Below are 24,278 nucleotides of genomic sequence, written 5' to 3' on the forward strand. Positions count from 1 at the left end.
ACAAAAATTTTCTCTACCTTTAACTAAATTATGCAACCGGTTGCTATAATGCAAGGATTTTTAAACGATTTAAAGCTTTTATTATGATGCAGCATATTTATGAAAACTTTACATTTCCACCTGATCAATCATTTACCGTCCGTAGTGAAGAACTCGAAATCAAGAAATACACTTCGTTAAAGTCGCACTTGAATTTTGAAATTGCACTCTTGGAAAATTGTATCGGAAAACGATTTATCGGCGACCATATCGAAGACTTCGAAGGAGATGAACTGGTACTATTAGGCAGCTATCTACCACATTGTTGGCAATATCATAATACTGTTGAGACAGACAAACCAGCAAGTGCTACCATCATACATTTCTATCCTGATTTTCTGGGAAAAGATTTATTGACTAAGCCAGAGGCTATCCTCCTCAACCAGTTGTTTATCAATGCTGCAAAAGGAGTTATATTTTCCGGCCCTATCGTCAGACAGGCCAAAGAAATCCTCAAAGAGATGTTGCACGCAACAGGACTATCCCGTGTTGTATTGATGTTACAACTTCTAGACAAATTAGCCTTATCTAGATCGTATAAAACTTTATCTTCTCCTTCTTTTAATATCATTGAAAATTCCAGTGATGCGAATCGGATCAATCGAGTTTTTGACTATATATTCCAGCATTTTAGGGAAGATATCACTTTACAGGATGTGGCTTCTGTTGTCCCTATGTCTTCTTCGGCCTTTTGTCGTTTTTTTAAAATGCAGACCAATCGAACTTTAGTAGATTTTATAAAAGAAATACGCATTGGTCATGCCGCTAAATTATTGATGGAGGGAAGATATAATATTACAGAGACCTGCTATAAAAGCGGTTACAATAATATTTCAAACTTCAACAAACACTTTAAGGATGTCAAAGGTAGTTCACCCCGTGAGTTCTTAAAGCAATACCGTACGCCGGAAGCTATTTGTTTTTAAATTCGTAAAAAAGATCTGTTTCTACCCATGTCTGTTTTTCGCTGGTTCCACGGACCCCATGCTGATAAGTATTCATGAGGAGGTTCCATTCAGCACATTTTGGGCTGTAGGATTCGGCTATCTTACCCATCTTTGCCAGATCGGCACCCGAAGGTACACGAATTGTCATAACAATCAGTTTATCGAAACGATAAAGTGCAATCCGCTGGTAACCTGCTTTTTTAAACCCAGCTTCCACTTCAGGCCACACCTGCTTGTGATAAGTCAAGTATTCCTTTAATTTCTTGGCATCGTCTACAATATTGACAACAAAGACATGCTCATCATAGTCAGTCAATGGAGATTTTGAGACCTCCCCTTTACACATTACAAATAACACAGCGGTGCATAGTCCTAATAGTCGAATAAGAATTTTCATTTCCAATTTGTTTATTCCATCAGTTAAATGGTCGATATGTTGAAACCAGATTAGATCGGATACCAATTCACGAATAATGTCAATTAAAATAAATATAAATCATGATCATAACAATTGCCAGACCAGCCCAACTCAGCCAGACAGATTTAGACTGCCCTCTTGTCTCTCCTGCGTGTTGTTCAAACAAAGTTGGTATTTCCAGATTATCTTTGGATTTGGTCAAGAGTGACACCGCAACAATAACAAGGCTCAACGCGACAAAAATATAAAAAGAAAGCATTAAAAAATGCGGCCAGTAGCCCTGATACGGATAATTTAGAACATGGCAGACACCCAACACCAAACAGATTAGGCCACCTCCGTAGAGTACAACTTCGGCAGCAATCCCATTGACACCACGCCAGATAACTCCCCAAAGAAAGACTACGGCCAGTGGCGGAGCCAAAATGGACACCAAGCCTTGTGTCAGATCAAAAAAACCCTTTCCGGAATAGGAAAATAACATGGCTATTCCAATCCCTACCAAGGCAACAAATACCGTTACCCACTTCCCCATACGTCTTTGCTGATTACTGTTCAGCACTTTAAATTGTTGGACCACATCTAATGTAAATACTGTACAGAACGAATTTAAGCTGGAGGATACCGTATCCACCAATGAAGCAATCAGAGCTGCAATACTCAAACCCAATAAACCGTGGGGCATCAATTGTTTGATCATGGTAATATAGGCATTGTCTGGCGCAGTATTCCTAAATAACACAAAGCACATGATACCCGGCAGAATAAATATGATCGGCATAATAATCTTAAGTGCGCCGATAAATAAAGCTCCATATTGTCCTTCCTTGAGGTCTTTTGCTGCAAGCACTTTTTGCACGATCGTCTGATCTGCACACCAATAATAGATGGCCACCACAGGATAGCCCAATACAATGCCTATCCATGAATACTCGGGATTAGATGCCGGAAGAAATAATTTCCAATAAGATTCTGGAGTTTGGCTGACCAGAGCATCAAGAGAACCAATCTTTTGAAAGCCAAGGAAGGTTAAAATAACAGAGGATATGATAATGATCACAGACTGAAAAACTCCGGTACGAACGACAGCCTTCAATCCCCCTATTGCGGTAAAACTAGTAGCCACTACAGCAATGATTACGATGGCTGTAAATAGTTGGCAACCGAAAATACCAGAGATGAGTAATCCCCCCGCATACAAAGCGCTACCTAACCATACCACCAATATGGACATCAAACTGTATACAATCAGGAAATTATAAGATCTTTTGCCAAAACGAATTAATAGAAACTGTGGGATCGTACTTATTTTGGCTTTCAGGTAGTAAGGTAAGAAAATCATCGCCAGCAACATCAGAAAAACCCAGGCAAGCAGCTCGAAATTACTAGCTACAATACCATGAGAAAATCCGATACTCGCAAATCCGATCAACATCATTGGTCCTGCATTGGCGCCAAAGATAGAGAAACCGATCTGCCACCACTTCAGCGACCGTCCACCCAAAAATATATCTTGTTGACTTTTCTCCTTTTTACTGAAGCGAAAACCGATATAAAACAGAGCTATTGCATATAATACTAAAACCAGATAATCAATACTATTAAATGTTAGGCTCATTAGATTCTATTTTTATGGTGCTACATGCTAACTAGTGGATTATATCCTGGTACGTCCTGCTTTAACCAGACCTGCTCCCGTACGATTTTATTTTCCTTAAAACAATAATCCCAATCAATCCTTACAGGCAATCCTGCTGATTCTGGTAAATGAAAATGCCCCTTTTCCAATGTCGGTCGAATCATAAAATACTTTTCCAAACCATACATCAGGGAATACAAATATTCGATCGTACTGTTTTCGCTTGCTGTTGTCATTAAAAAGCTCGAATATAAGGAATACCCGCCAGAAGAGAGCTGCAAATTACGCTTCGCACATAAGTCCCGAACTTCCATCCATTCTCTTATGCCACCAAACTGGGTTGGTACCGGTTGTAAATGCTTGACACCACAATTAGCCAACATGGGAAAAATCTTGGAAGTACGCTCAGATTCACCATAGGCCACAGCTACCGATGTGCGCTTGCAGAGCTCTTCAATCTGATCGTATGCCGCAGAATGTAAAGGTTCCTCAAGCCAACATAATTCATCTTCACCAATAGCATCTATAAATCTAAATACATCTGCTGAAGACCAGATCTGATTAACATCCACAGCCACTTGCATCTGATCCCCCGCCAATTTACGCACATGTTTTACCCGATCAATATCAGCGGCCATATTCGTTCCAAAATCCTTACCGATCTTCATTTTATAGCAATCTACTCCAGCATCCAAAAATAAGGCAACCTCATTTTCTAACTCCTGCAATGTATAATTGGTTCCCCCTCCACTGCCGTAGATCTTTACCCGATTTCTTTCCCCACCGATATAACGATACAGGGGTACACCTTGCCTGCTGGCCGCCAAATCATGAAGGGCCATGTCGACCTGTCCCAATAAAGCAGAGGCTGCACCTTTAAATCCTTCATTTCGGATAGACCAATACAACTTTGGGAAAAACTCCTGGTAGGACATGCCTTCACAATGAAATAATATCGGAAATAGGCAGGTTTCTAATATATTGTTATAACTGTTATATACAGGAGCTTCACCAACATAACCATCAGCATCCTCAATACGGATGATCGACAGGCCGAAACTCGGGAAAGGTCCCATTGTTGCATCTTGAAAAGGAGTTATCGTCGCGACTGGTTCTAAGACGCGAATACTGATTTTTTGGATATTAAAAATCTCCTGTTCTATTCTATTCATTTATTCTCGTTAAACGTTTGAAGTATTTCATTATAAATCGCGACCGGCAGAGCACCATGGCTAATCGCATTAAGGGAACTATTTAGTTGATATTGATTTGCAGCTCCTATTACAATTTTAAAAGATGCGGGTATTGTGTATAAAAATCGTAATGCCATTACATCCAACAGCATACCATACCGTTCCGCAATGGCGTGCACCCGTCTTGCCTGTTCCACCGCTTTGGAACCAAGCCAGTCGGGTATTGACTGAGAGAATTGCCTAAAATTACATCCCAACAATCCCATATTCAGCGGGCTCGCAGCATAGTACTCTTTTTGAGCTTGTACACATATCGGAATAGTGCTATGAGTTGCATCTAGATTACAGGCATTCAACCTATTATACTCCATTAAAACATCAAATTGCCCCTCTACGAAAAATGGCCTGAACCATTCCGGCAGGTTACCACCTAGGCCGATCTGCTTCGCTAGGCCCTGTTCTTTAAACCGTAACATTTGACGTACGACCCCTTCGGCCATTTCTGGTGCTACAACCGCGGGTTCATGTAAAAAAAGTACATCAACCTGTGGTATTCCGAGTCTAGCTAGACTATCCTCTAGACTCCTTTCCATCCCCCTTTTCGAATAGTCATAACGAGCCTCAGTAGCAGTATCCCCTTTTAATCGGCCTACTTTGGTACTAATTGCAGGCTTCACTCCTGCCCATTGTTTTAAGGCTATGCCAACAAAATGTTCTGCGCGCCCATAGGCCGGGGCTGTATCCAGTGCCATAATTCCATGGGACAAAGCGTCAAATATGGTTTGAACAGACTCTTCCTCGTCCACAGCTCCCCAGGCACCACCCAATCCAGCTGTCCCCAATATTACCCTATCTATTCCTTGATTGTACATGTTATTTAATCAAAAATCCAGTATCTAAAATACTAAGAAGCCAGCATATATTCTTTCAGGTTAACCGTCAATACTTTAAGCGCTTTGGTGATATGATACTCCACCCCCTTTAGTGAAATCCCTAATTGTTGAGCGATTTCTTTACCACTAACATAACTTAACCGGCTCAATTCAAAAACTTCTCTCGTCTTCATAGGCATTGTATCCAAGGTTTGCTGCGTTATTTGCTTAATTTCTTTTAGGAAAATTTGTCCATCATTGACTTCGTTTGAGTTGTCAATCCGCAGTTGCTGTTCCCACTCGTCCCAATTATCCAAAGATTCTATCAATTGCCGGTGAATTCGCTGATGCTTCAGATAATCCAGAGCTTTATTTCTAATTACCTTTAGCAGAAAGCTTTTTGGTGACAACAAATTCTTCTCCTGCATTCGTATCCATGTTATCATAAGTGCATCAGCAGTGATATCTTCGGCAACCACATCGATATGAACAAAAGATTTTGCGAATAAAAACGATCGGTAATGATACGCTTTAAATAATTGATCAAAGTTGTCTGCTATCTGTTTCATTACATAGTTTAGAAATATGGAAAGCTTTTGTCTTCATTGCAATGGAGTTTTATCTCTCCCTACCTAACAAATTGTTTCTTTCTTATCTGTAAAGTTTCAAATATGCACACACTACAACCACGTCAAATTTGACTATTATTGGTGTTTTCTTTGCAGCCCTTTAAATTCATCATCATTTGCCAAAAGGGTAAAAACATAGATTGAGGCTAAAATAAAATCAGCCATTAATGTCAATGGCTGATTTTAAAAGTATTAAAGATTGAACGACAGTTATTTCAAGGTATCTACAATCAATACGGCCCCTGCATTAGGTGGTAGCACTGTAGCAAATGTTGCCGAATTTAGCTTGAGCTCCTTTTTATTTACGATATTATTGATTAGATCCTGAGTATCTTGACTCCATAAATGTGCTTTGAGATGTTCCGGATTCCCGGCAAAAGAAAGGTCTATTTTGATATCTTGTTTTATATTTGCGCCAAGCATGGCAATATACCAGCGATTTCCCGAACGCCTGGCGATAACACCACATTCTCCAATATCCGATTTCAAAATTTTGGTTTCATCCCAAGTTACAGGGAGACCACGATAAAATTCTAGGGTATTTTCAGATTCGTCAATCAAGCTTTCGTGTTCTCCTCCTGCGCCACCAGCTTTATGCGGTGCATCAGCCGGACGGTCGTACCAATAGATAAACTGCCATGGGCTATAGATCATAATTGCCTTGGCCATTTGGGCTGCCTTCCCTCCCATTTTGGTATTTACACGAACGGCATGATAACAGTTGGTATAATCACCAGCACCTGCAATGGCACGTGTAAACATTGTCGTCAGACTCTGTTCAGAGCTCGGCGATTCCTCATCACCACGAATACCCTCCTGTGTCATAAGATTTGGAAAAGTGCGGGAATACCCCGTAGGCCGATATTCATCATGTACATCAACCATCAATTTATATTTAGCGGCTTTACGAACAGCCTCATGAAGCCATACCGTAGCCTCTTGACTACCCACATTAACAAAGCCAAATTTAAGGCCTTTAACGCCCCATTTTTGATAAATTGGTAGGATTTCATCCAACTGCTTTTCCAAAGCCTTTTTATTGACGTAAAGTAAGATACCTACATTTTTTTTATTCGCATAGTCAATAATATATTGCAGATCCAAAGGGCCTTTGGAACGTGCGAGATCAACGTTTACCTGAGAGGCATCCGAGGTAGTCGACTCCTCAGGTCCATACCAGCCTGCATCAAATTCTACATAAGCAATCTGATTACGTGCTGCAAAATCAACTGCTGCAATCCCACCATCAGTGGTCAAAGTCACCTCACGCAGCACTTTGCCGGGCTTTATCCAAGAGGTATCTTTAATCGTGTTAGGCTTGTTGAGGTTAAGAACAAAATAATTATTTTCAACCAGTTTTCCAGCCGAATTTCCCACCATAACATAACGCCAAGGACTTTCATATCCAGCCTTATCTAAATCAACTGCTCCGGATAGTGCAGACTGAACAACATAGCTTTGTTTTTCTTCCTGATAAGTAAATTTCATACGGGCATAATCCACCAAAGCTGCCTCTCCAATGGCCATAAATAATTGTGGCGCAGGATTGACAACAAGCGGCCTCTCGAACTCACCTTTTAACTGACTCAGATTCGTTTTTGTATAAGCACTTTGTGCAGCGCCAGAAACCCAGGTAGTTGCATCTGTCCCGAAACGAAAGGCTGTATATTCAGATTTAATAGCAGCGCCAGAAAAATCATTGGCATCAAAACCATACTTTAAGGCTATTCCCTCATCATAAAGTCGTATATACACATAGATTTTCTTTTTATTTCCACTAGACTCCAATTGCAGGTCCAATTGATTATAATAATCTTTGATATTATCACATTCTCCAAAAACAGGTTTCCATTTCTGACGCACTGTATTCTTATTACTTTTGGATAGTCGCCAGTCTCCTTTTACAATATTCTCAGTCCAGTCAAAGTTTAATAGATCAATAGTCGTAAGCACCTTCTTAGCACTGGACAATAATTGTATGGAATTTTTCTGTGAAGTAAGCTTTACCTCAGCCTGCAATACAGCTGTAGGGCTCTTCAAATTTATCTCTTGTGCATGTACAATAGAAATCAGCGGAATAAAAAGAGTAAGTAAAATAACCTTTATCATAAATTTGATTTTTTATCTAAAGAATAACTCTTTGTATAAGACGTGTAGAATCACCGCAACCCTAGTATGCTTCTAAAGAAAATAAAATCTAAGCTATTGCGATCATTGCTGTGACTGAGTTTTCCGCAAAATATCAAATACATGTTCTCGCCGCAGGAGCCACATACCGAGTTTTTCTTCTGCAACACCATCTGCAAGCTGGTAGGTAAACAGAAGTCCTTTCTCCTCATCTAACCTGACAGCCAAGTGCTTCATTATGGTAGTTCCTCCAGCTAGCAAAGATGATATTTCAGTGATATGGGAAGATAATAAGAATACACTATTGTCAAATTTGTGAAGACAGTTGATGAGTTCCAATGTTGCCTCACTGGCATCATTGTGATTTGTGCCCTTAAATAGCTCATCCATCAGCACAAACATCTTTTTACCCGCAGCAAGTAATTCAGCTAAGTGTTTTACACGAAGTACCTCATTAAAAAAATGGCTCGCACCGACATTGATATTATCGCCTAGATTTATTGTCGCTGATATCCCATCAAACAACACCGTTTCCATAACATCCGCAGGGACAGGAAAGCCAAGATGCGCCAAATACACACAGGTTCCAATGGTTTTCAATAAGGTAGACTTGCCCGTCATATTCGCGCCCGTAAGGTACCATAAGTTACCACCTCTTTTTATTTCAATATCATTCTTGACCGGATCTTCTAGAAAAAGATTATACGCTGCCCCTATTTTTATCATATCGGAACCTAAATTTCGATCGTCAATACTAGGGAAATTAAGGGGCTTACCTTTGGTAGCTTGAGCCACACCATACAAGGCGTCCAGTTGATATAAAACCTCAAATACTTCCCGTATTGCATTTCGCTTTATATTCCTAAACTGATAATCATATTTAATCATCAGTTCCAGGGACAGTTTATTTTCCAACAGTTTTTCAAACTCAGCCTGATCGATATCTTCAAGTACACAATCAATTTTATCGCAGTAATTGGCTATAATACTTCTGGTGGGATGCTGAGACTTAATGGACCCGAGAAATACGTTGAGATAATCTATGATTTTCGCTATTTCATAAATAGAGCGTCTGATTAATAGATCGCGTTTTTTGAAGTCTAACGAAAGAAAATTTGTCGATACCAGTTCCAAGTAATAGGATGTTTTGGTTGCTGAATAGGGTTCCAATGGTAACGATAAATATTTTTCGAGATCTTGCATCATATATTTATCCAGAATATCCGTAATATCCACCCCTTGCATAAAACGAATAATCCACTGTCTATCTTCTATTTCCGATTTGGCGGAAAGCGGTTCAAGAAAATACGTATACAGGGTATCTCGACCACCCCATGTAATTGTACGGTCGAAAAAATCAACCATGTCTCTATACTGACTGTTCGTAACATTTAAATCTGCTAAGGTCTGTTTGTCAACAATATTCATATTTTCTCACGGGACTGCTTCATGCGTGGTTCTTGGTACTGTTTTCTAAACTTACCTAAAATCACTGTTATTGCCAATACTGTATCAGAATAGTTATGCGTTTTGCAAAAAGCAACAAAAAAGCCTAGCATCGTCAAATGATACTAGGCTTTCGTGTAAATATAGGCTATTATTTTTAAACCATATTTTACTTATTGGTAAACCTAAACCAGTTAAAGTCGGCATAACCGTCCACCCCTTCAGCACTTTTACTATAGTTGAACAGTGCAAAACGGTTTGCTGTCCAAGGTAAGCCGAGTTGCATGGTTAAATCATTTCCAATGACATAAAAATTTTCACCATCGGTACTATAATAAAATTTCGCAACAAATCCCTTATCGGTCACACGCACCCGCACCCATAGTTTGTCACCTTCAAAATTCTCTTTGCGCTCAATAATCTTATCATCATTGCTCATGATAATTTTTCGTTTGCCATTGACCTGTTCCACAGCGACGAAAGCATAAGGAAATTCAAAGATACCAAAGCCAGCTACATTGCCATTTTTCAATCCCTTCAGATCAATTTCAACAGTACCTTCCGAACTCGGCCCCTGCACACGTTGTGTCAAGGTATTACGGGCCGTTTTTAAAGAATCTGCGCGTGAAGCATGTAAACGCATATAACCTTTACGTTCTTGCAGTGACCATTTGCTATTGTCAGGGTTATGATTCCATTGCCATTGTAAGCCCAGTTTACTTCCATTGAATTCATCTGTCGTCGCTGGAGTTTTTACAGCATAGGTCTTTCCGACATTGGGTTTCTTATAGGTAATGACATCCTTGTTACCTGTTCCGAGCATCGGCCATCCATCTTCCCATTTGACAGGCAGAAGATGAGGGACCCGACCTATGGCACCACGATCCTGCATGATCACAAACCACCAGTCTCCGTTTTTCAACTGTACCATACCACCCTGATGTAAACCGTTGTCGGGATAAGAACTATTATCATTAAGAATCAATTTGTGTTCATAGGGACCATAAATATTATCGGAACGCAAACAGATCTGCCAGCCCTGTGTTCCACCTGCCGGACAGGTGATATAGTACTTGCCCTTGATCTTGTACATATGTGCTCCTTCCATTCCAAAATGTCCTCCAAGTTCGTTGGCATTCTTGAAACTCCCTTGCCAGATTTTGACTTTATCGCTCTTCACGGATTTAACATCTGCATTTAGTTCTGTTAGGTATAATGTACCTTGACCATGCACGACATAAACTTTACCATTATCATCAAAGAACAATCCCGGATCATAAAGGTATTCAGGAAAGATAGTCCGTTTCCAGGGACCTTCAGCTTTATCTGCCTCACAGATGGAAAAATTACCTTTTTCTCGCCCCCAACCATATGGTGTACAGAATCCAGCGTAGAATTTCCCATTATGATGCTTCAAGGTTGCTGCCCATGAACCATTCAAGTACAAAGTTCCTCCTTCCATATTATAACGGGGATCTTCTTCATAACGATCTACGGCATAACCTAACATTTCCCAATTCACCAAATCTTTAGACTTCACAATCGGTGCACCCGGTACATAGTGCATACTCGTTGAAATCATATAAAAGTCATCACCAACACGGATAACATCCGGATCGGGCCAATCACCCCAAAACAAAGGGTTGGTAAACGTTCCGTTTCCATTGTCAGGACTCCATACCTGTTGTGCCGACACCCGGCCAAAAATTGATAGTGTCAAAGCCAGCGCAAATCCCAGTTTCGTGGATGACTTACAGTAGCGCTTCATTATAATTGTATTCATGTTTATTTAATTCGTTGTTATTATTTATTGAAACAGGGACACTTCGGCTAATCCTGCTCTCCCCTCGGATACCTCCAAGATACTGATCCGTATAAATCGCATCACTTTATCCAGTTTGACCGGTTTAAAATCCCACCCCGTACATTCCTTTTCATACAAATCTTCCCATGTAATTCCATCTAACGACCCTTCTACTTTATAGCGATATTTCGAGCTATCTTTCTGCAAACGAATACGGGCACCGACCACCTGGGTTGCCTCGTCCAATTCAAAGTTAACGACCTGCGGGAACTTATCCTGATCTGCAATCCACCACGAATAGTCATCGCTATCGTTCACATGAGCAACCGGGAAATCAGGATGTGCTGATGTTGCTGTTATACTTTTAAATTTCACTTTTGGCCGAGCCAGCAGTTCTTTATCCCATTTTGTGTGTTTAATAACTGCATGATCTTCTTCCTTTCCGCAAAAGACAGCGTGATCACCATCAAGGATTTCACTGGATGTAGGTCGGATCGATCTGACATCTTTGCTTCCGCTTTCCAAACCTGCAGCTGATGCGCTGATATGAATTGTCCCGCTTTTTTTGCTGGTACGCACAAAAGCAAATCCAATTCCGCCTTCAACGACCTGTGGGTTTGCTGCGATACGCGCCGAACCATCCCCAATTAAGTGTCCTTCACCTGTAACCTGAATACGGATCTCTGTCTGTGCATCATGCAACAGGTTGCCCTCTTTGTCACATACTTTAAAATACACCGGAATCATATCGGATCCATCCGCAGCTGGCTGAATGCCATATTCCGGTATCAGGACTTCAATATGATGAGCTGCACCGGCTGTATGCACGGTATTTTGTGCAACCACTTTGCCTTTTACATAGGCTAATGCCTTCAGTTCGCCGGCTTCATATTCGCCCGCATCAAAAACAAAACTTGGACTCCCGCCTTTTCCCACGATGTACGGGTAGACCTTGGCTCGTTCTTCACGGGTTTGCCGCGCAATAAACTTTCCATTTCTATAGAGTTCAATAACTTCACAATTTGAATAAATCGTGATTTCAGTACTTGATGTCTTCAGTTTTTCCGGCGAGTTATAGGAAGCAATAAATACCATAGGGCCTGTAAAGACTCCCTTTTGATTCAGCTGATAAGGACGCATACTCTGCATCATGTAATAGGCAAACTTAGGATATCGGTTTACATCGACCACACCAGAATACATAGTCTCTTCCTCAGCACCACGGGTATAATCGTTATAACTCCACATAAAGTGCCCCCCCATACGCGGGTTGGCGTCCAACATACACCAATCGAAATAGCCATTTCCATTCATTTGATGTAATCGGCTACGTCCCTGCCGCATTTGCTCATATTCATTTTCGGTCAGACTTACCCTTGGCTTTTCCCCTACACCATCGCCCCATTCCCTGGTCAACAAAGGTTTAACTGCTATCTGATCTTCAAGATAATTGCTCATCACGTTACCATCTTTGGGGTATTTGGACACCTGTTTGTAGAAAACATCATAATAAGATTCTGTTTCCTCATGACTAAAATAATCACCGGCGGTATAAAACTGATCCCCGGGATATTCGGCATGTGCGGCTTCAGCAATACGCTTCACCACCGACAGGGGGTAACTGGTTTCATTTAATGCCGTCTCCCACAGAATAACAGAAGGTCGGTTTCGATCACGACGGATCATACTGCGCGTTATGGATTCCAAACGATCTGTAAACTCTGCTGCCTTATTAAAATACTGCCATCCCGGGACACATTCGACAACCAAGAGGCCGTGACGGTCACAAGCTTCCAAAAATGCAGGGTCGTGTGGATAATGTGCTGCCCGAACCGCATTATATCCACCACGTTTCATATCGATCACTTCCCGTTCCTGTACGGAATTAGATGCTGCATCACCAACATAAGGATAACCTTGATGTCGATTGGCACCGACCATATAAAGATGCTCGCCATTAATAAAGAACCCTCCATCTTTGGTATATCGAATCTGACGGATACCTATTTGCTCGGAACGGCGATCCACTTCGACACCATCGGCAAGATACACCCGATTTTCCAAGTTATAGCAGATAGGATGATAGGGATGCCACAATTGAGGATTTTTGACTTCTATCTGTTGGTCTATCCGTCGACGTTCTTGCGGTTTCAACTCAAATGATACGCGTTGCTGCCCTACAACTTTTCCTTTGGTATCTTTCAATAAGGTCAAGAGATGCCCCTTCCTAGCCACTTTATCATCATTTTTCAATTCAGTCTTTACAGCGACCGTGGCATTGCTTTTATCCACCTTAGGATAATGCACAAAAACACCCGAATTCTGGGTCGCATCTGGTTCCAATTCATCGGTAATGCGCAAGGGATCGGAAACTACCAATTTGGCATCCCGATAGATTCCGCTATAATAATAGAAATCAAGTCTATCTTGGGGCTTACCCGGAGGTGTCAATGGATCGTACTCAGCCGACACCCGAACTGCAATAACGTTATTTGTCTGATCAAAATGGAGCTGATCTGTGATATCCAAAGTAAAGCCAACATATCCACCATGGTGCTTACCAACGCTTTTACCATTGACAAACACCTCACAGCTGTTCATCACACCTTCAAACTGCACAAAGACCTTCTTACCACGATACTGATTGGAGAGTTTGAAATAGCGTCGATACCAACCTATCCCATCGTAGATAACATCACCACCGTTGTGCTTCTTCTCAAGCTGCATCACGTGTGGCAATACTGCCGGGATCCATTTGGAGTCATCCAAACCAATACCTTCCCCACCTTTAAGATCGCCACGATAAAAGGCCCAATTCGCATTTAATTGATACTCAATACGGCTCGTTGGCTTTTTCCCAAAACTCTGGAGACAGGATCCCCATACCAATAAAAGCAGGATTGTTAATTCTCTTAAAAACTTATTCATTCTTCATAAGTATTGATTATTTATTTTTTCTTACCTCAGCAGTATTAGGATAAGGTACGATCTCCAATGCGTGTAAAAGTGCTCCGTTTTCAGTCTGTCTCAGCCCAAAAGTGAGTACATTTTTCTTCGCACCAAAATTCAGCCAACATTCCGGAAGAAAAAATTCACGTTGAGGTCCTACCTCCCAATGGCGTCCGATATTGTGTCCATTGAGCCACATATAACCGTTGCCCGAAGCATTGACCTTTGCCATCCAGGGTACCCAGAGGTCTTTCGGGAGTTTGTCTAGATTAAATTCAACACGGTACCAAGTAACAAGACCGTCCTGTTTACCCTTGGGTTGTACTTGATTACCTTTGCGTGGAATTTCATTCTTTGTTTCCAGAGAAACTGTCGACCAGCTTGTATCATCAAAATCGGGTAAGTTCCAGCCTTGCTGCAAACCGGCAAGATCTGTCGAAAACTCCCATTCCAAAGGATGCGTAAGCGCTGTTTCACTTAACGAGAGTCCCGCTTGATGAATACCTGCCAACTCCTCCATCGGTACGTAACCATGTGCGTGCCCCAGGTTTTCATAAGCCACAACAATTTCATTTTCTCCTGCTTTCAATAAGTTGGCCACATCAAAACGGTTATCGTACTCGTCTAGTCGAATACGCTCAAAGGCATTACGCGTTGTCCAGCTTTGCGCATCAGCACGGTCTGGAAAAAGTCGCTTAGCAGGCTTTCCATTAACGAGTACCGATACAATATCCCGAGTATACATATTGAACAGTAAATAATGTTCGCGTTCCGCTTGTTTTGCCGTCAGGACCACATGACTGCGATAGCTGCTGTATCTAAAATCGTTGATGTCCATATCAGAAAGACTGACCAACTGTGACATCGTGTCCCAATCGGCCTGTCCTATAGCGTCCTCAGCCTTACGGGCTGTACTGACACGGACTCCCGCCGGTACTTTAGAAGGTCGTTCAATAGCAGCAGCCTTCTTGGGCCACCAATCGCCCTTATTTGCCGATTGCCCTTTTGCCACAACCAATATTTTTGATTCCAAACCCGCAAGATCATAATCTACTTCAATCTTCTCCATTTGCTGAACCTGATTGACCAGCTGATCATCGGTTTTGATCAGTACTTTCTCCCCATTTTGATTGACATTATAGATCGGATCTTTAACAAGATTGACACTGTTTGGCAATAGGGTCACTTTTCCCTTGATTGTTTGTTTAGGGTCCGTATTGTGCAGGAATATAAACTTTGTACCATCACTGGCCACTCTCACTCCTCCAAATAATGATTTTGGAGCGCCTTGCAGTTCACAAGGTCCTCCTTCCGTGCGGACGAGTTTGGATTCAAATTTTTGGATGAATGAACCTATTTCTTTAGCAGCAAGGTATTTAAGACCTATAGCACCGTTCTCATGAATCGCTGCATTATAGTCATAACTTGTGGTCATGCCCCTTGCTCCCCAGCCATCAAAATGTGTACCACCAAAAAACATATAGTAATTGATTCCTGTTCCACCTCCTAGCATAGTCATTAAACCAATAGCTTTGAAATGTCGGTCGTCGGAATAATGTTCTTCACTCAATCTCCCTGTGACCAGCGAAAACCATCCACCTTGCAATTCAGTCACAAACCCGGGAGCATCAGGTTGCTTTTTGCGTAGATCCATCATGCGATAAGCGCAGCTTGGCGCGTCCGATGGCCCGCTTACATAGTAATTATCACAATCGAAAACCTGCGATAATTCAGGATCTTTGCTCCCTCTTGTTTCATTCGTCAAGCAGGTGAAAACCGGAATATCCATCCCACTTTTATGCACTGATTCATTGAGGGCCTTCAGCACTTTATCTTTTCCGGGACTCCAATGCGCATCATATTCATTTTCAATCTGGATCATGATAATCCCTTTTTCACCCTTTTCCTTACGTGTGATCTGCTCAGGGACCAACTCTTTGCATACTGCATTAAACCAATGCTGCGACCATGCAATATGTTGTTCGTCATTGCCTCGCAACCAAAAACCTTCCAGATTGTCGGGGCGGTATTTGGCTAGCCATCTTGGGTAACCACCGCCAGAAAATTCAGCACAAATAAAAGGGCCGGGACGAACAATAGTATAAAAACCAAACTCTTCCTGCGCCATTTTTAGCCACCTTTTGAGGTCGGAAAAATCAAATTTGGATTGATCCTGCATATCTTTTGGAATATGACGTTCATGCCAATTCCAGGGTACATAAGTTTCTACTGTATTGAAACCCGCTTCCTTTATTTTCCGAAACCGATCAGGCCACAATTCCTCGGGACAACGAAAGTAATGGAAAGCCGCGCTATAGATATAAACGTCCTTTCCCTCAATGGTCATACAGGATCCATCGTAACGGATCCGTTCTGGACGGGCAAATTTTTTGACTGGACGTACCTGGTCACCATTTTGTGCGAGTACTGCGGAAGAGCAAAAAATAATACAGCAGAAAAGCAAATGGCTTACAAACAGAGTACCATCCCTCCTGCTAAAAATTAATTTAAATATATTCATCGGTAAATAATGCATCTTTTCAATGTTCATATGGAATAGCCATATGAGTTTACTCTTAATTCCATCGGTATCTCATGATTTCAACAGCGTTATTTTCTTTTTTAAAATACATCACTGCCAAAGTATCCATGAGATTATAAACGACTTAGAATTAATGGCTTCTTGCCAGCTACTTTTACTTTTTTGACATGATCCTTGTACCGCAATTTGACTGTTGTATCCTCGTCTGCAGTTAGCGTTACCGAAATCAAATTGCCCTGACTCCACTTCAGGTCAACGGTTAATCCCTGACGGGAACGCAAACCTTTAATTTCACCATCGGACCAAAATGACGGTAGTGCAGGAAGCAAATGAAGTTCTTGATTATGGCTTTGGATCAGCATCTCGGCAATTCCGGCCGTACCGCCAAAGTTACCATCAATTTGGAAAGGTGGATGTGTATTGAATAGATTGTTTAATGTTGTCTTAGCGAGCAATGCTTGTACATTCTTACCAGCTTCCTCACCATCGAGCAGTCGTGCATAAAAGTTAATCATCCAAGCCCTGCTCCATCCTGTATAGGAGCCATTGCGGTTGCTTTCGTTTTCATTATAGAATCGACGGCGGGCAATCGTTTTTCGCGCGGCTTCAAACAGATCCTTTTTATCTGAAGTAATCGACTTCCCCGGATAAAGTCCAAAAAGGTGGGACATATGACGGTGCCCCGGTTCGACCTCTTCGTAATCTTCAATCCACTCCTGGATGGTCTGATACCGTGGACTGATTCGGATAGGAGGCAATTTAGCTAACACATGTTTCAGTTTTTTAGTAAAATCAGTTTCCTCTCCGACCATTGTGCCAGCTGTTAGGCAAGCCTCAAATAACTCACGAATAATCTCGATATCCATGGTAGCACCATATGTCAATTGAAATTCTTTTCCATCGGCCATACGATACTTATTCTCAGGAGAATTGGATGGAGCAGTAACAAGGTAGCCCTTATGATCTTCTACGAGATAACCCAAAATAAATTCAGCAGCTTCTCTCATGGAGGGATAAGCCTCCTGTTTCAGGTAGCTCTTATCGTTAGTAAATAAATAATGATCCCATTGATGGAGTACCAGCCATGCTGCGGCAATAGGAAATGTTCCCCAGCCGACGCCATCTGCAATTGCTGTACGTCCAAATGGGTCCGTCAGATGGTTCATTGTCCAGCCCGAGGAATTGTAGGTTTTCCGGGCTGTTACTCGCCCCGGTTCGCGCAAGGCATTTATCAAATTGGAGAAAGGAACTACTGTCTCCGAGAGGTTACAGACTTCGGCCGGCCAATAGTTCATTTGGATATTGATATTCGTATGAAAATCGGAGCTCCAGGCTGCATTCATCTCCTTATTCCATATCCCTTGTAAATTGGCCGGAAGTACACCTGGACTACGCGAAGAAGCCATCAACAAATAGCGTCCATACTGAAAATAAAGACTGATCAAAGAAAGATCCTGACCGCCCTCTTTTACTTTTTTCAGACGTTGGTCTGTTGGTAAATCCGAAGGCTGTCCTATATTGAAGACCACACGGTCAAAAAGTTGACGATGATCGGCAATATGCCTGGAAAGAATCTGTTCATAATTCTGTTTTTGAGCCTGATCCAATAGTGCCCGGCAGCGAGCCAAAGGATCAATACGATGATCAAAGTCTAATTTTGACACATCATAATCTGTGGCTGCCGTAAAGTAAAAAAGGACTTCATCCGCATCCTTGACAAAAAAAGAATTTGCATTGGTTATCATGCTTCCGCCTTTGTGACTCCCCTGGACTAGTCCTGCAAATTTCATATGTGCACCTATCTCACCACCATCTGCCATCGGTAGATCCACCACCTGTCCCTGAATTTTCAGCTCATGGTCAGATAAAGGTGTCGCAACTGCATCCTGTTCACGTGAATAAGAAAACCGAAAGGTTAACTTTCCAGGCTTGTCTGCCGATAGACGAATCACAATCATATTGTCGGGTGCCGAGGCAAATACTTCCCTTGTATATTTTACGCTATCGATACGATAGCTCGTTGTTGCTAATCCGGTCTGTAAATCAAGATCACGACGATAGTCTATGACCTGTTCCCGCCAAAAGCCTTCGGTTCCAAAATCGATGCGAAAGTTCCCGAATGATTGATAGGATCGTATACGCAGGGGACTGCTCTTGAGCTCCTTTTCAGACAGCGCAGCAGCTTTTTCGATCTCTCCGGCGACAAGTAAACGTTGAATTTCGGGAATTTTGTCTGCTGCATAGGCATTGGCATCCACTTTGGAACCACCCCATAGGCTTTCTTCATTGACCTGGATATTCTCCTTATTCCAATCTCCGTAAACCATAGCCCCCAAACGTCCATTACCGACAGGAAGGGCATCCTCCCAAACTTTAGCCGGTTCACGGTACCATAACACGTGATCTTGATGTTGCGCTTTTAGCTGCATGCCAGAGAGCATGAATATGAAGCTCCATAAATATACTTTCATTTAGAAATTATTATTAGTGTTTACGTTCAGTCAAACAAATATGTTTCCACTGCATGGTTATTTAAATCATCTTTTCTATGCCTAAACTTAACCTAAATTGATGATAAGCAATTTAACAAAGTTTTACACCTTTTTTTCGATGTAAAACTTTGGTTTAGGGACTAATTATACCCAGGAGTTTGTGTCAGGTTTTTATTGAGATCGATCTGCTGTTGGCTAATCGGCAAATACCTATTGAATGGTTGAAATTGTCTCGTTTCCACTGAGATAGGCTCTCCAATCTGTATTAACCGCTTGTCCTCATTAGATTCATCCGCATTAATGCCCCCCATCCAACTACCTTCTGCTTTTCCATTCAATACATCTTTGGCAATATCCCAACGGATAATATCCGCTCTTCTCAATCCTTCAAAGGCAAATTCTGCCCGGCGTTCACGACGAACCAGTTCTCTTAACTTGTCTTTCGATGCATATTTAATCCGATTCACTTTAGGCATTCCCGCACGTTCACGAACCATATCCAAACTTTGGTACATTTCTTCGTCCAATCTACCCAATTCTATCTTAGCCTCTGCAATGGTCAATAAAACCTCAGCGTAACGACTAACAATTAAATTCATGCTCGTATTCCATGGATCATCGTATTGGGAAATTGGAGCGGTGTATTTTTTGAACGAGAATCCCGTCTTTGATGCGTTATTGGCTCCATTAAAATAATCCGGATTGCTTACCTCTTTTCCATCTTCATTAATATTTTTTGCCAATGGGTCAAAGATACGGCCATTCCAATCCTGTCCTGGATAAAGAATAGACATTTTCAATCGTGGATCCCTATTTAGAAAAGGATATTTGCTGTCGTATTCACCAGTTGATTTTGCCTCTTCGACAGTACTTCCGTCTTTCATTTCGTACGCATCTACCAAGGCCTTAATAGGGACAATAGAAGACCAGCCCCCGTCGCCATTCGGAAACAATGCTGCAATAAGCCAATTTTCCAAGTCATTTGCCTTATATTGTACATCAAGGATAACCTCTTTGTTATTCACATTAGCTAATTGGAAAGTACCATCATAAGTTGGAAACAATTGGTATACGTTTGATGCTTTGATCGCTGTCGCATCAGTCAAAGCTGCCTCATAGTTGCCCAAATAGAGGTTAAAACGCATGCGAATAGCCAAAGCTGCACCTTTTGTGATATGTCCGACTTCTGCAGAACTATATTTTTCAGGAAGCACCGCAGCAACGGCTTTCAATTCTTCTAGAATAAACTTCTCGACTTCAGCTTTTGGTGTACGCGTCAACCGTGCCTCCTCGATAGTCGCATAAGTTTTAGTTGCGAGCGGTACGTCACCATAATTGTTGGTCAACAGGAAATAACGATAAGCCCGTAGAAAACGAACTTCAGCTTTATATCGTTCTTTCAGGTCGGCATCTTTAAAATTGATTGCATCAATGTGTTCCAAAAAGTCATTGCAACGATTAATTGTCGTGTAATCGTATAATTCTGCCCCGGGGTCCGCAGAACTCATCCCACCATTTCCGATCACCTGCCAACCTTCATGCTTGTGGAAGCTATACGCATTATCAGACGCACAATCGCGATACAGAATCTCTTCAGATTCCCAGCCACGATAACAACCAACTAAAGCAAGTTTGGCATCCGCTTCTGTTTTCCAAAATGTCTCTGGTGTCAATGCATCGCCAGGAAACTTGTCCAAGAAATCGGAGCATGACTGTAAACTAGCTATTGCCAGCATAATTAATAAATATATCTTTTTCATTTGTATAAACCCTCTCAACTAAAATGTAATATTCATTCCAACAGTATTTACCTTTACCTGAGGATAATACGACCCAGAGCCTGCAGGCATTTCCGGATCATAACCCTTCAAGAATTTGGTTATGGTCAATAAATTCTGTCCACTATAAAATAACTTGACCTTTGATGCTCCTATTCGGTTTGCCCAAGCATCAGGAAAAGTATAGCCAAGTTGCAGATTTTTCAATCGTACATACTTTGCATTTTGGACCCAGTAATCTGAAACAATTCGATTGGGGCTACTTATTCCATTGTTGTTCTGAATACGTGGGATTGTACTTGTCGGATTGTCAGGTGTCCAACGGTCAAGCCAAAAACGCAAGGGGCTTCCTGTATCGCCACTGAACTCGCCTATACCCGATGATTCAACATAACCGTACACGCCCGATGCACCCTGGAAAAATGCCTGAATATCAAAACCATGGTAGGCTGCACTGAGGTTTAATCCAAAAGTATATTTCGGATCAGTTGAGCCGAGTAATGTACGGTCATCGGCGGTTATATTCTTATCTCCATTACGGTCAACGTAGCGCAGATCACCAGGCAACACTTTGTTGTTTGCCATTTTATATTGTGCCCAGTTTTGAATATCTGCTGTACTTTGGAATAGCCCTGCAGTTTGGTAACCATAAAAAGAATTGATGGGTGCACCGACTTGCTTGATTTTCCAACTTCCGTCCAAAAGGTAAGGATCTCCACCTAGGTCAAGAATACGGTTTTTGTTGTAAGAAAAATTAGCGGTTGCACTAAAATCAACTGCTCCTAAGCGTTTTCGGTAGGTCGCGACAGCCTCGAAACCTTTATTTTGCATACGGCCAACATTATCTACATATCCCTTTAGTCCATAGGTCGCAGGGGCCAAAACCTCCATGAGGATATCAGTTGTTAAACGGTCGTAATAATCCAATGTAAGGGTCAAATTGTTTCCGATACCAAGATCCAATCCTAGATCCCAAGTACGCGTCTTTTCCCAAGTGATGCTGCGTTTATTTGCTTTTTTTAGTGTCGCTCCAGGATAAATTACGTTATTAAACGGATAGGAGTAGTCTTTGCCTAAACCAATTACAGGTATTGAAGGATAGTATTCTAAAGCACTCTGATTCCCCAAACGTCCCCACGATCCTCTAAGTTTAATATTGCTAAAGGTCGATTTTGCAAATTCCATAAACGATTCCTCTGAAAGTCGCCAACCGGCTGAAAAGGATGGAAATGTGCCCCAACGATAACCTTCGGAGAAACGGCTAGAAGCATCTCGGCGAACATTCGCTTCGAAAAGATAAATACCTTTATAATCATAATTGATACGACCAAAATAGGAAAGCATGTTCAGGTGTTTTGTATCACCTTTATTGGTTTGCCCATTTGTATCGCCGGCATCGATATCTGTGAGGTCGTTATTTGGAAAATTCTGCCGATACATCTCTCCATATTTGTAATCATATTGCTCGGCATGATAACCTGCCAATGCTCCGATGTGATGATTTGAAAATGTACGGTCAAAATTTAAGGTAATGTCACCGGTATACATTGTCGATATCGTTGTTTTCTCGAAGAGTTTATTTGGCCCTTGATATTTCGAGGAGTTATACCAAATGTCTTTTCTAAATTCATGCGAATCATCCGTTGACGGCCTATAAGATCCCTGTGCTTTCAAGGAAAGACCATCGATAAATTTATATTGTACACTACCAATCGCATTAAAACGGCGTTGGACCTCATCAGTGGTTGCGCTCTGGTCCATCCACGCAATTGGATTTCCGTCACTGATCGTACCATAATTGCCATTTGCATCTTTGTAAGGAATCCATGGGGCCATTTGGTTGGCTAGACGAAAGTATTGGTCCATACCACCTACATATGGGTTGGTGGGCTCCTGAAGCTTACGGTTCGATAAGTACATTGACAAACCGATATCTAGGTTTTTTATTGGCGTCATATCCAAATTTGTACGGACATTAAATTGCTTTTTTGAAGTCAACTTAATAATACCATCTTGCCCCTGATAACCTATACTTCCCATATAACGGACTTTCTCTGCACCTCCGGAAATGTTGAGATTATGCTGGTGCTGAAATCCCGATCCCTTCAAAAGCAAATCGTGCCAGTTTGTATTTGGATATTTATATGGGTCTGTTCCATCTTTAAAAGCTTTGATATCTTCCGCTGTAAAACGCTCCTTTTTCCCATCTAGCCTCAATCCCTCATTGTACAATTCTGCATATTCCCATGAGTTCAGGCGTTCGGCTATATTCGTCGCATTTTGCTTACCAAAGAAATTACTGTAATTGATCGTTGTTTTCCCTTCTTTACCTCTTTTAGTCGTTACAAGGATTACTCCATTAGCAGCCTTAGAACCATAAATCGATGCAGAAGCCGCATCTTTCAGTACAGATATTGATTCAACATCATTGGGATCGACATTTTCCATCGACGATTCAATCCCATCAACTAGCACCATCGGATTGGAGTTATTCAATGTCCCGACCCCTCGAACCCGAATTGTTCCATTATCTTTACCTGGCTGACCACTCCCCTGTGTGATTGTCATTCCGGGAACCAAACCTTGAAGTCCCGCTGAAAGTGAGCTGATCGGCCTATTTTCCAATTGCTTTGGAGAAATTGTTGCGACTGCACCAGTCAAATTGACTTTTCGCTGTGTTCCATAACCAACCACAACAACCTCTTGTAAATCACCGACCTTCTCGGATAGCGTCACCTGATAAACACTGCGATTATCAATCGTTGTTATGAATTGACCATAACCAATCAAATCAAATTGAAGTTGATCTCCTTCTTTGACTTGAATTTCAAATTCCCCATTTTCATTTGTCGCTGTTGCAGTCCCATGAATGACTTTGACCGTAACCCCCGACAGCTTATTTCCCTTATCGTCAGAAACAGTTCCTTTAATAACACGTTTCTGAATTTTCACAACTTCATTTTTAGATGTTAATACGCTATGGTTTACCTTTTCAACGATAATTCTATTGTCACGAATCACGTAAGCCAAACCATTCTCTACCAACACCTTATCAAGAACTTGTTTTAATGGAACATTTTCCAACTTTAAGGAAAGCTTATTTCCACTGCTCTTTAGGTCCTCTTCTAAATACAAAAAGTGGTAACCCGATTGTTTACTAATTTTAGCGAAAACTTCCTTCAATGAAGCTGTTTTTGTCGTAAGGCTAACCCGCTGTCCAAAAACATTGGCATTTACCTGACTGCTCATCAACAGCATTGTAAGCACAGTGACCTTAGTCCTATTGAGATACTTTAAAGCATAGTCATATCGATTGAAATATGCTATATATTTTCTATTCATTTGATTCAGATATTAATAATAATTAATTGGTTTTTAACATATTGAAATCGTCATCACCATT

General features: G+C 41.5%; 14 protein-coding genes. 1 reads left to right on the plus strand and 13 read right to left on the minus strand.

The window, feature by feature from the left end; all coding sequences use genetic code 11:
- Positions 1-83: 83 nt before the first annotated feature.
- The gene (locus tag DFQ12_RS08880; protein ID WP_120258574.1) at positions 84-965 is read left to right on the plus strand and encodes an AraC family transcriptional regulator; all 882 of its coding nucleotides are present in this window, start codon (positions 84-86) and stop codon (positions 963-965) included.
- Here DFQ12_RS08880 and DFQ12_RS08885 read toward each other — a convergent pair.
- The 13 genes from DFQ12_RS08885 to DFQ12_RS08945 form a co-directional block, all read right to left on the minus strand.
- Positions 952-1,383, minus strand: a complete 432-nt coding sequence (locus DFQ12_RS08885) for an L-rhamnose mutarotase (protein WP_147420365.1) — start codon at positions 1,381-1,383, stop codon at positions 952-954. The two genes, DFQ12_RS08880 and DFQ12_RS08885, sit on opposite strands and share 14 nt — an antisense overlap.
- A gap of 79 nt (positions 1,384-1,462) precedes the next feature.
- A complete protein-coding gene (locus DFQ12_RS08890) occupies positions 1,463-3,022 on the minus strand; it encodes a sodium:solute symporter family transporter (protein ID WP_120258576.1) in 1,560 nt (519 codons plus the stop codon).
- Between the two features lie 20 nt (positions 3,023-3,042).
- A complete protein-coding gene (locus tag DFQ12_RS08895) occupies positions 3,043-4,215 on the minus strand; it encodes an enolase C-terminal domain-like protein (RefSeq protein ID WP_120258577.1) in 1,173 nt (390 codons plus the stop codon).
- Complete coding sequence (locus DFQ12_RS08900) at positions 4,212-5,108, minus strand: aldo/keto reductase (protein ID WP_120258578.1); 897 nt, start codon at positions 5,106-5,108, stop codon at positions 4,212-4,214. The genes DFQ12_RS08895 and DFQ12_RS08900 overlap by 4 nt, the downstream gene beginning before the upstream one ends.
- Positions 5,109-5,140: 32 nt before the next feature.
- Entirely contained in the window at positions 5,141-5,677 is a 537-nt protein-coding gene (locus DFQ12_RS08905) for an RNA polymerase sigma-70 factor (RefSeq protein WP_120258579.1), read from the minus strand.
- A 270-nt stretch (positions 5,678-5,947) separates the two neighbouring features.
- The gene (locus DFQ12_RS08910) at positions 5,948-7,846 is read right to left on the minus strand and encodes a glycoside hydrolase family 97 protein (protein ID WP_120258580.1); all 1,899 of its coding nucleotides are present in this window, start codon (positions 7,844-7,846) and stop codon (positions 5,948-5,950) included.
- A gap of 102 nt (positions 7,847-7,948) precedes the next feature.
- Positions 7,949-9,292, minus strand: a complete 1,344-nt coding sequence (locus DFQ12_RS08915) for a MutS-related protein (RefSeq protein ID WP_120258581.1) — start codon at positions 9,290-9,292, stop codon at positions 7,949-7,951.
- 187 nt (positions 9,293-9,479) lie between these two features.
- Positions 9,480-11,093: a glycoside hydrolase family 43 protein gene (locus DFQ12_RS08920; protein ID WP_208642478.1), complete on the minus strand. Its 1,614-nt coding sequence runs from the start codon at positions 11,091-11,093 to the stop codon at positions 9,480-9,482.
- A gap of 24 nt (positions 11,094-11,117) precedes the next feature.
- Positions 11,118-14,042: a glycoside hydrolase family 2 TIM barrel-domain containing protein gene (locus tag DFQ12_RS08925; protein WP_120258583.1), complete on the minus strand. Its 2,925-nt coding sequence runs from the start codon at positions 14,040-14,042 to the stop codon at positions 11,118-11,120.
- Positions 14,043-14,058: 16 nt separating this feature from the next.
- Positions 14,059-16,584 carry a beta-galactosidase gene (locus DFQ12_RS08930; RefSeq protein WP_120258584.1) on the minus strand — a complete coding sequence of 842 codons (2,526 nt, stop codon included), beginning with the start codon at positions 16,582-16,584 and terminating at the stop codon, positions 14,059-14,061.
- A gap of 134 nt (positions 16,585-16,718) precedes the next feature.
- A complete protein-coding gene (locus DFQ12_RS08935; protein WP_120258585.1) occupies positions 16,719-19,076 on the minus strand; it encodes a glycoside hydrolase family 95 protein in 2,358 nt (785 codons plus the stop codon).
- Positions 19,077-19,237: 161 nt separating this feature from the next.
- Positions 19,238-20,857: a RagB/SusD family nutrient uptake outer membrane protein gene (locus DFQ12_RS08940; protein WP_120258586.1), complete on the minus strand. Its 1,620-nt coding sequence runs from the start codon at positions 20,855-20,857 to the stop codon at positions 19,238-19,240.
- A gap of 18 nt (positions 20,858-20,875) precedes the next feature.
- Entirely contained in the window at positions 20,876-24,217 is a 3,342-nt protein-coding gene (locus tag DFQ12_RS08945; protein WP_120258587.1) for a TonB-dependent receptor, read from the minus strand.
- Between the last annotated feature and the right edge of the window lie 61 nt (positions 24,218-24,278).

The sequence above is a fragment of the Sphingobacterium detergens genome, assembly GCF_003610355.1.
Taxonomy (GTDB): domain Bacteria; phylum Bacteroidota; class Bacteroidia; order Sphingobacteriales; family Sphingobacteriaceae; genus Sphingobacterium; species Sphingobacterium detergens.

Excerpts from the sequence above, each read along its gene's own strand:
- DFQ12_RS08945 (WP_120258587.1), bottom strand. The coding sequence starts at position 24,217 with ATGAATAGAAAATATATAGCATATTTCAATCGATATGACTATGCTTTA.
- DFQ12_RS08930 (WP_120258584.1), bottom strand. The coding sequence starts at position 16,584 with ATGAATATATTTAAATTAATTTTTAGCAGGAGGGATGGTACTCTGTTT.
- DFQ12_RS08940 (WP_120258586.1), bottom strand. The coding sequence starts at position 20,857 with ATGAAAAAGATATATTTATTAATTATGCTGGCAATAGCTAGTTTACAG.
- DFQ12_RS08880 (WP_120258574.1), top strand. The coding sequence starts at position 84 with ATGATGCAGCATATTTATGAAAACTTTACATTTCCACCTGATCAATCA.
- DFQ12_RS08925 (WP_120258583.1), bottom strand. The coding sequence starts at position 14,042 with ATGAATAAGTTTTTAAGAGAATTAACAATCCTGCTTTTATTGGTATGG.
- DFQ12_RS08895 (WP_120258577.1), bottom strand. The coding sequence starts at position 4,215 with ATGAATAGAATAGAACAGGAGATTTTTAATATCCAAAAAATCAGTATT.
- DFQ12_RS08905 (WP_120258579.1), bottom strand. The coding sequence starts at position 5,677 with ATGAAACAGATAGCAGACAACTTTGATCAATTATTTAAAGCGTATCAT.
- DFQ12_RS08920 (WP_208642478.1), bottom strand. The coding sequence starts at position 11,093 with ATGAATACAATTATAATGAAGCGCTACTGTAAGTCATCCACGAAACTG.
- DFQ12_RS08915 (WP_120258581.1), bottom strand. The coding sequence starts at position 9,292 with ATGAATATTGTTGACAAACAGACCTTAGCAGATTTAAATGTTACGAAC.
- DFQ12_RS08890 (WP_120258576.1), bottom strand. The coding sequence starts at position 3,022 with ATGAGCCTAACATTTAATAGTATTGATTATCTGGTTTTAGTATTATAT.
- DFQ12_RS08935 (WP_120258585.1), bottom strand. The coding sequence starts at position 19,076 with ATGAAAGTATATTTATGGAGCTTCATATTCATGCTCTCTGGCATGCAG.
- DFQ12_RS08885 (WP_147420365.1), bottom strand. The coding sequence starts at position 1,383 with ATGAAAATTCTTATTCGACTATTAGGACTATGCACCGCTGTGTTATTT.
- DFQ12_RS08910 (WP_120258580.1), bottom strand. The coding sequence starts at position 7,846 with ATGATAAAGGTTATTTTACTTACTCTTTTTATTCCGCTGATTTCTATT.
- DFQ12_RS08900 (WP_120258578.1), bottom strand. The coding sequence starts at position 5,108 with ATGTACAATCAAGGAATAGATAGGGTAATATTGGGGACAGCTGGATTG.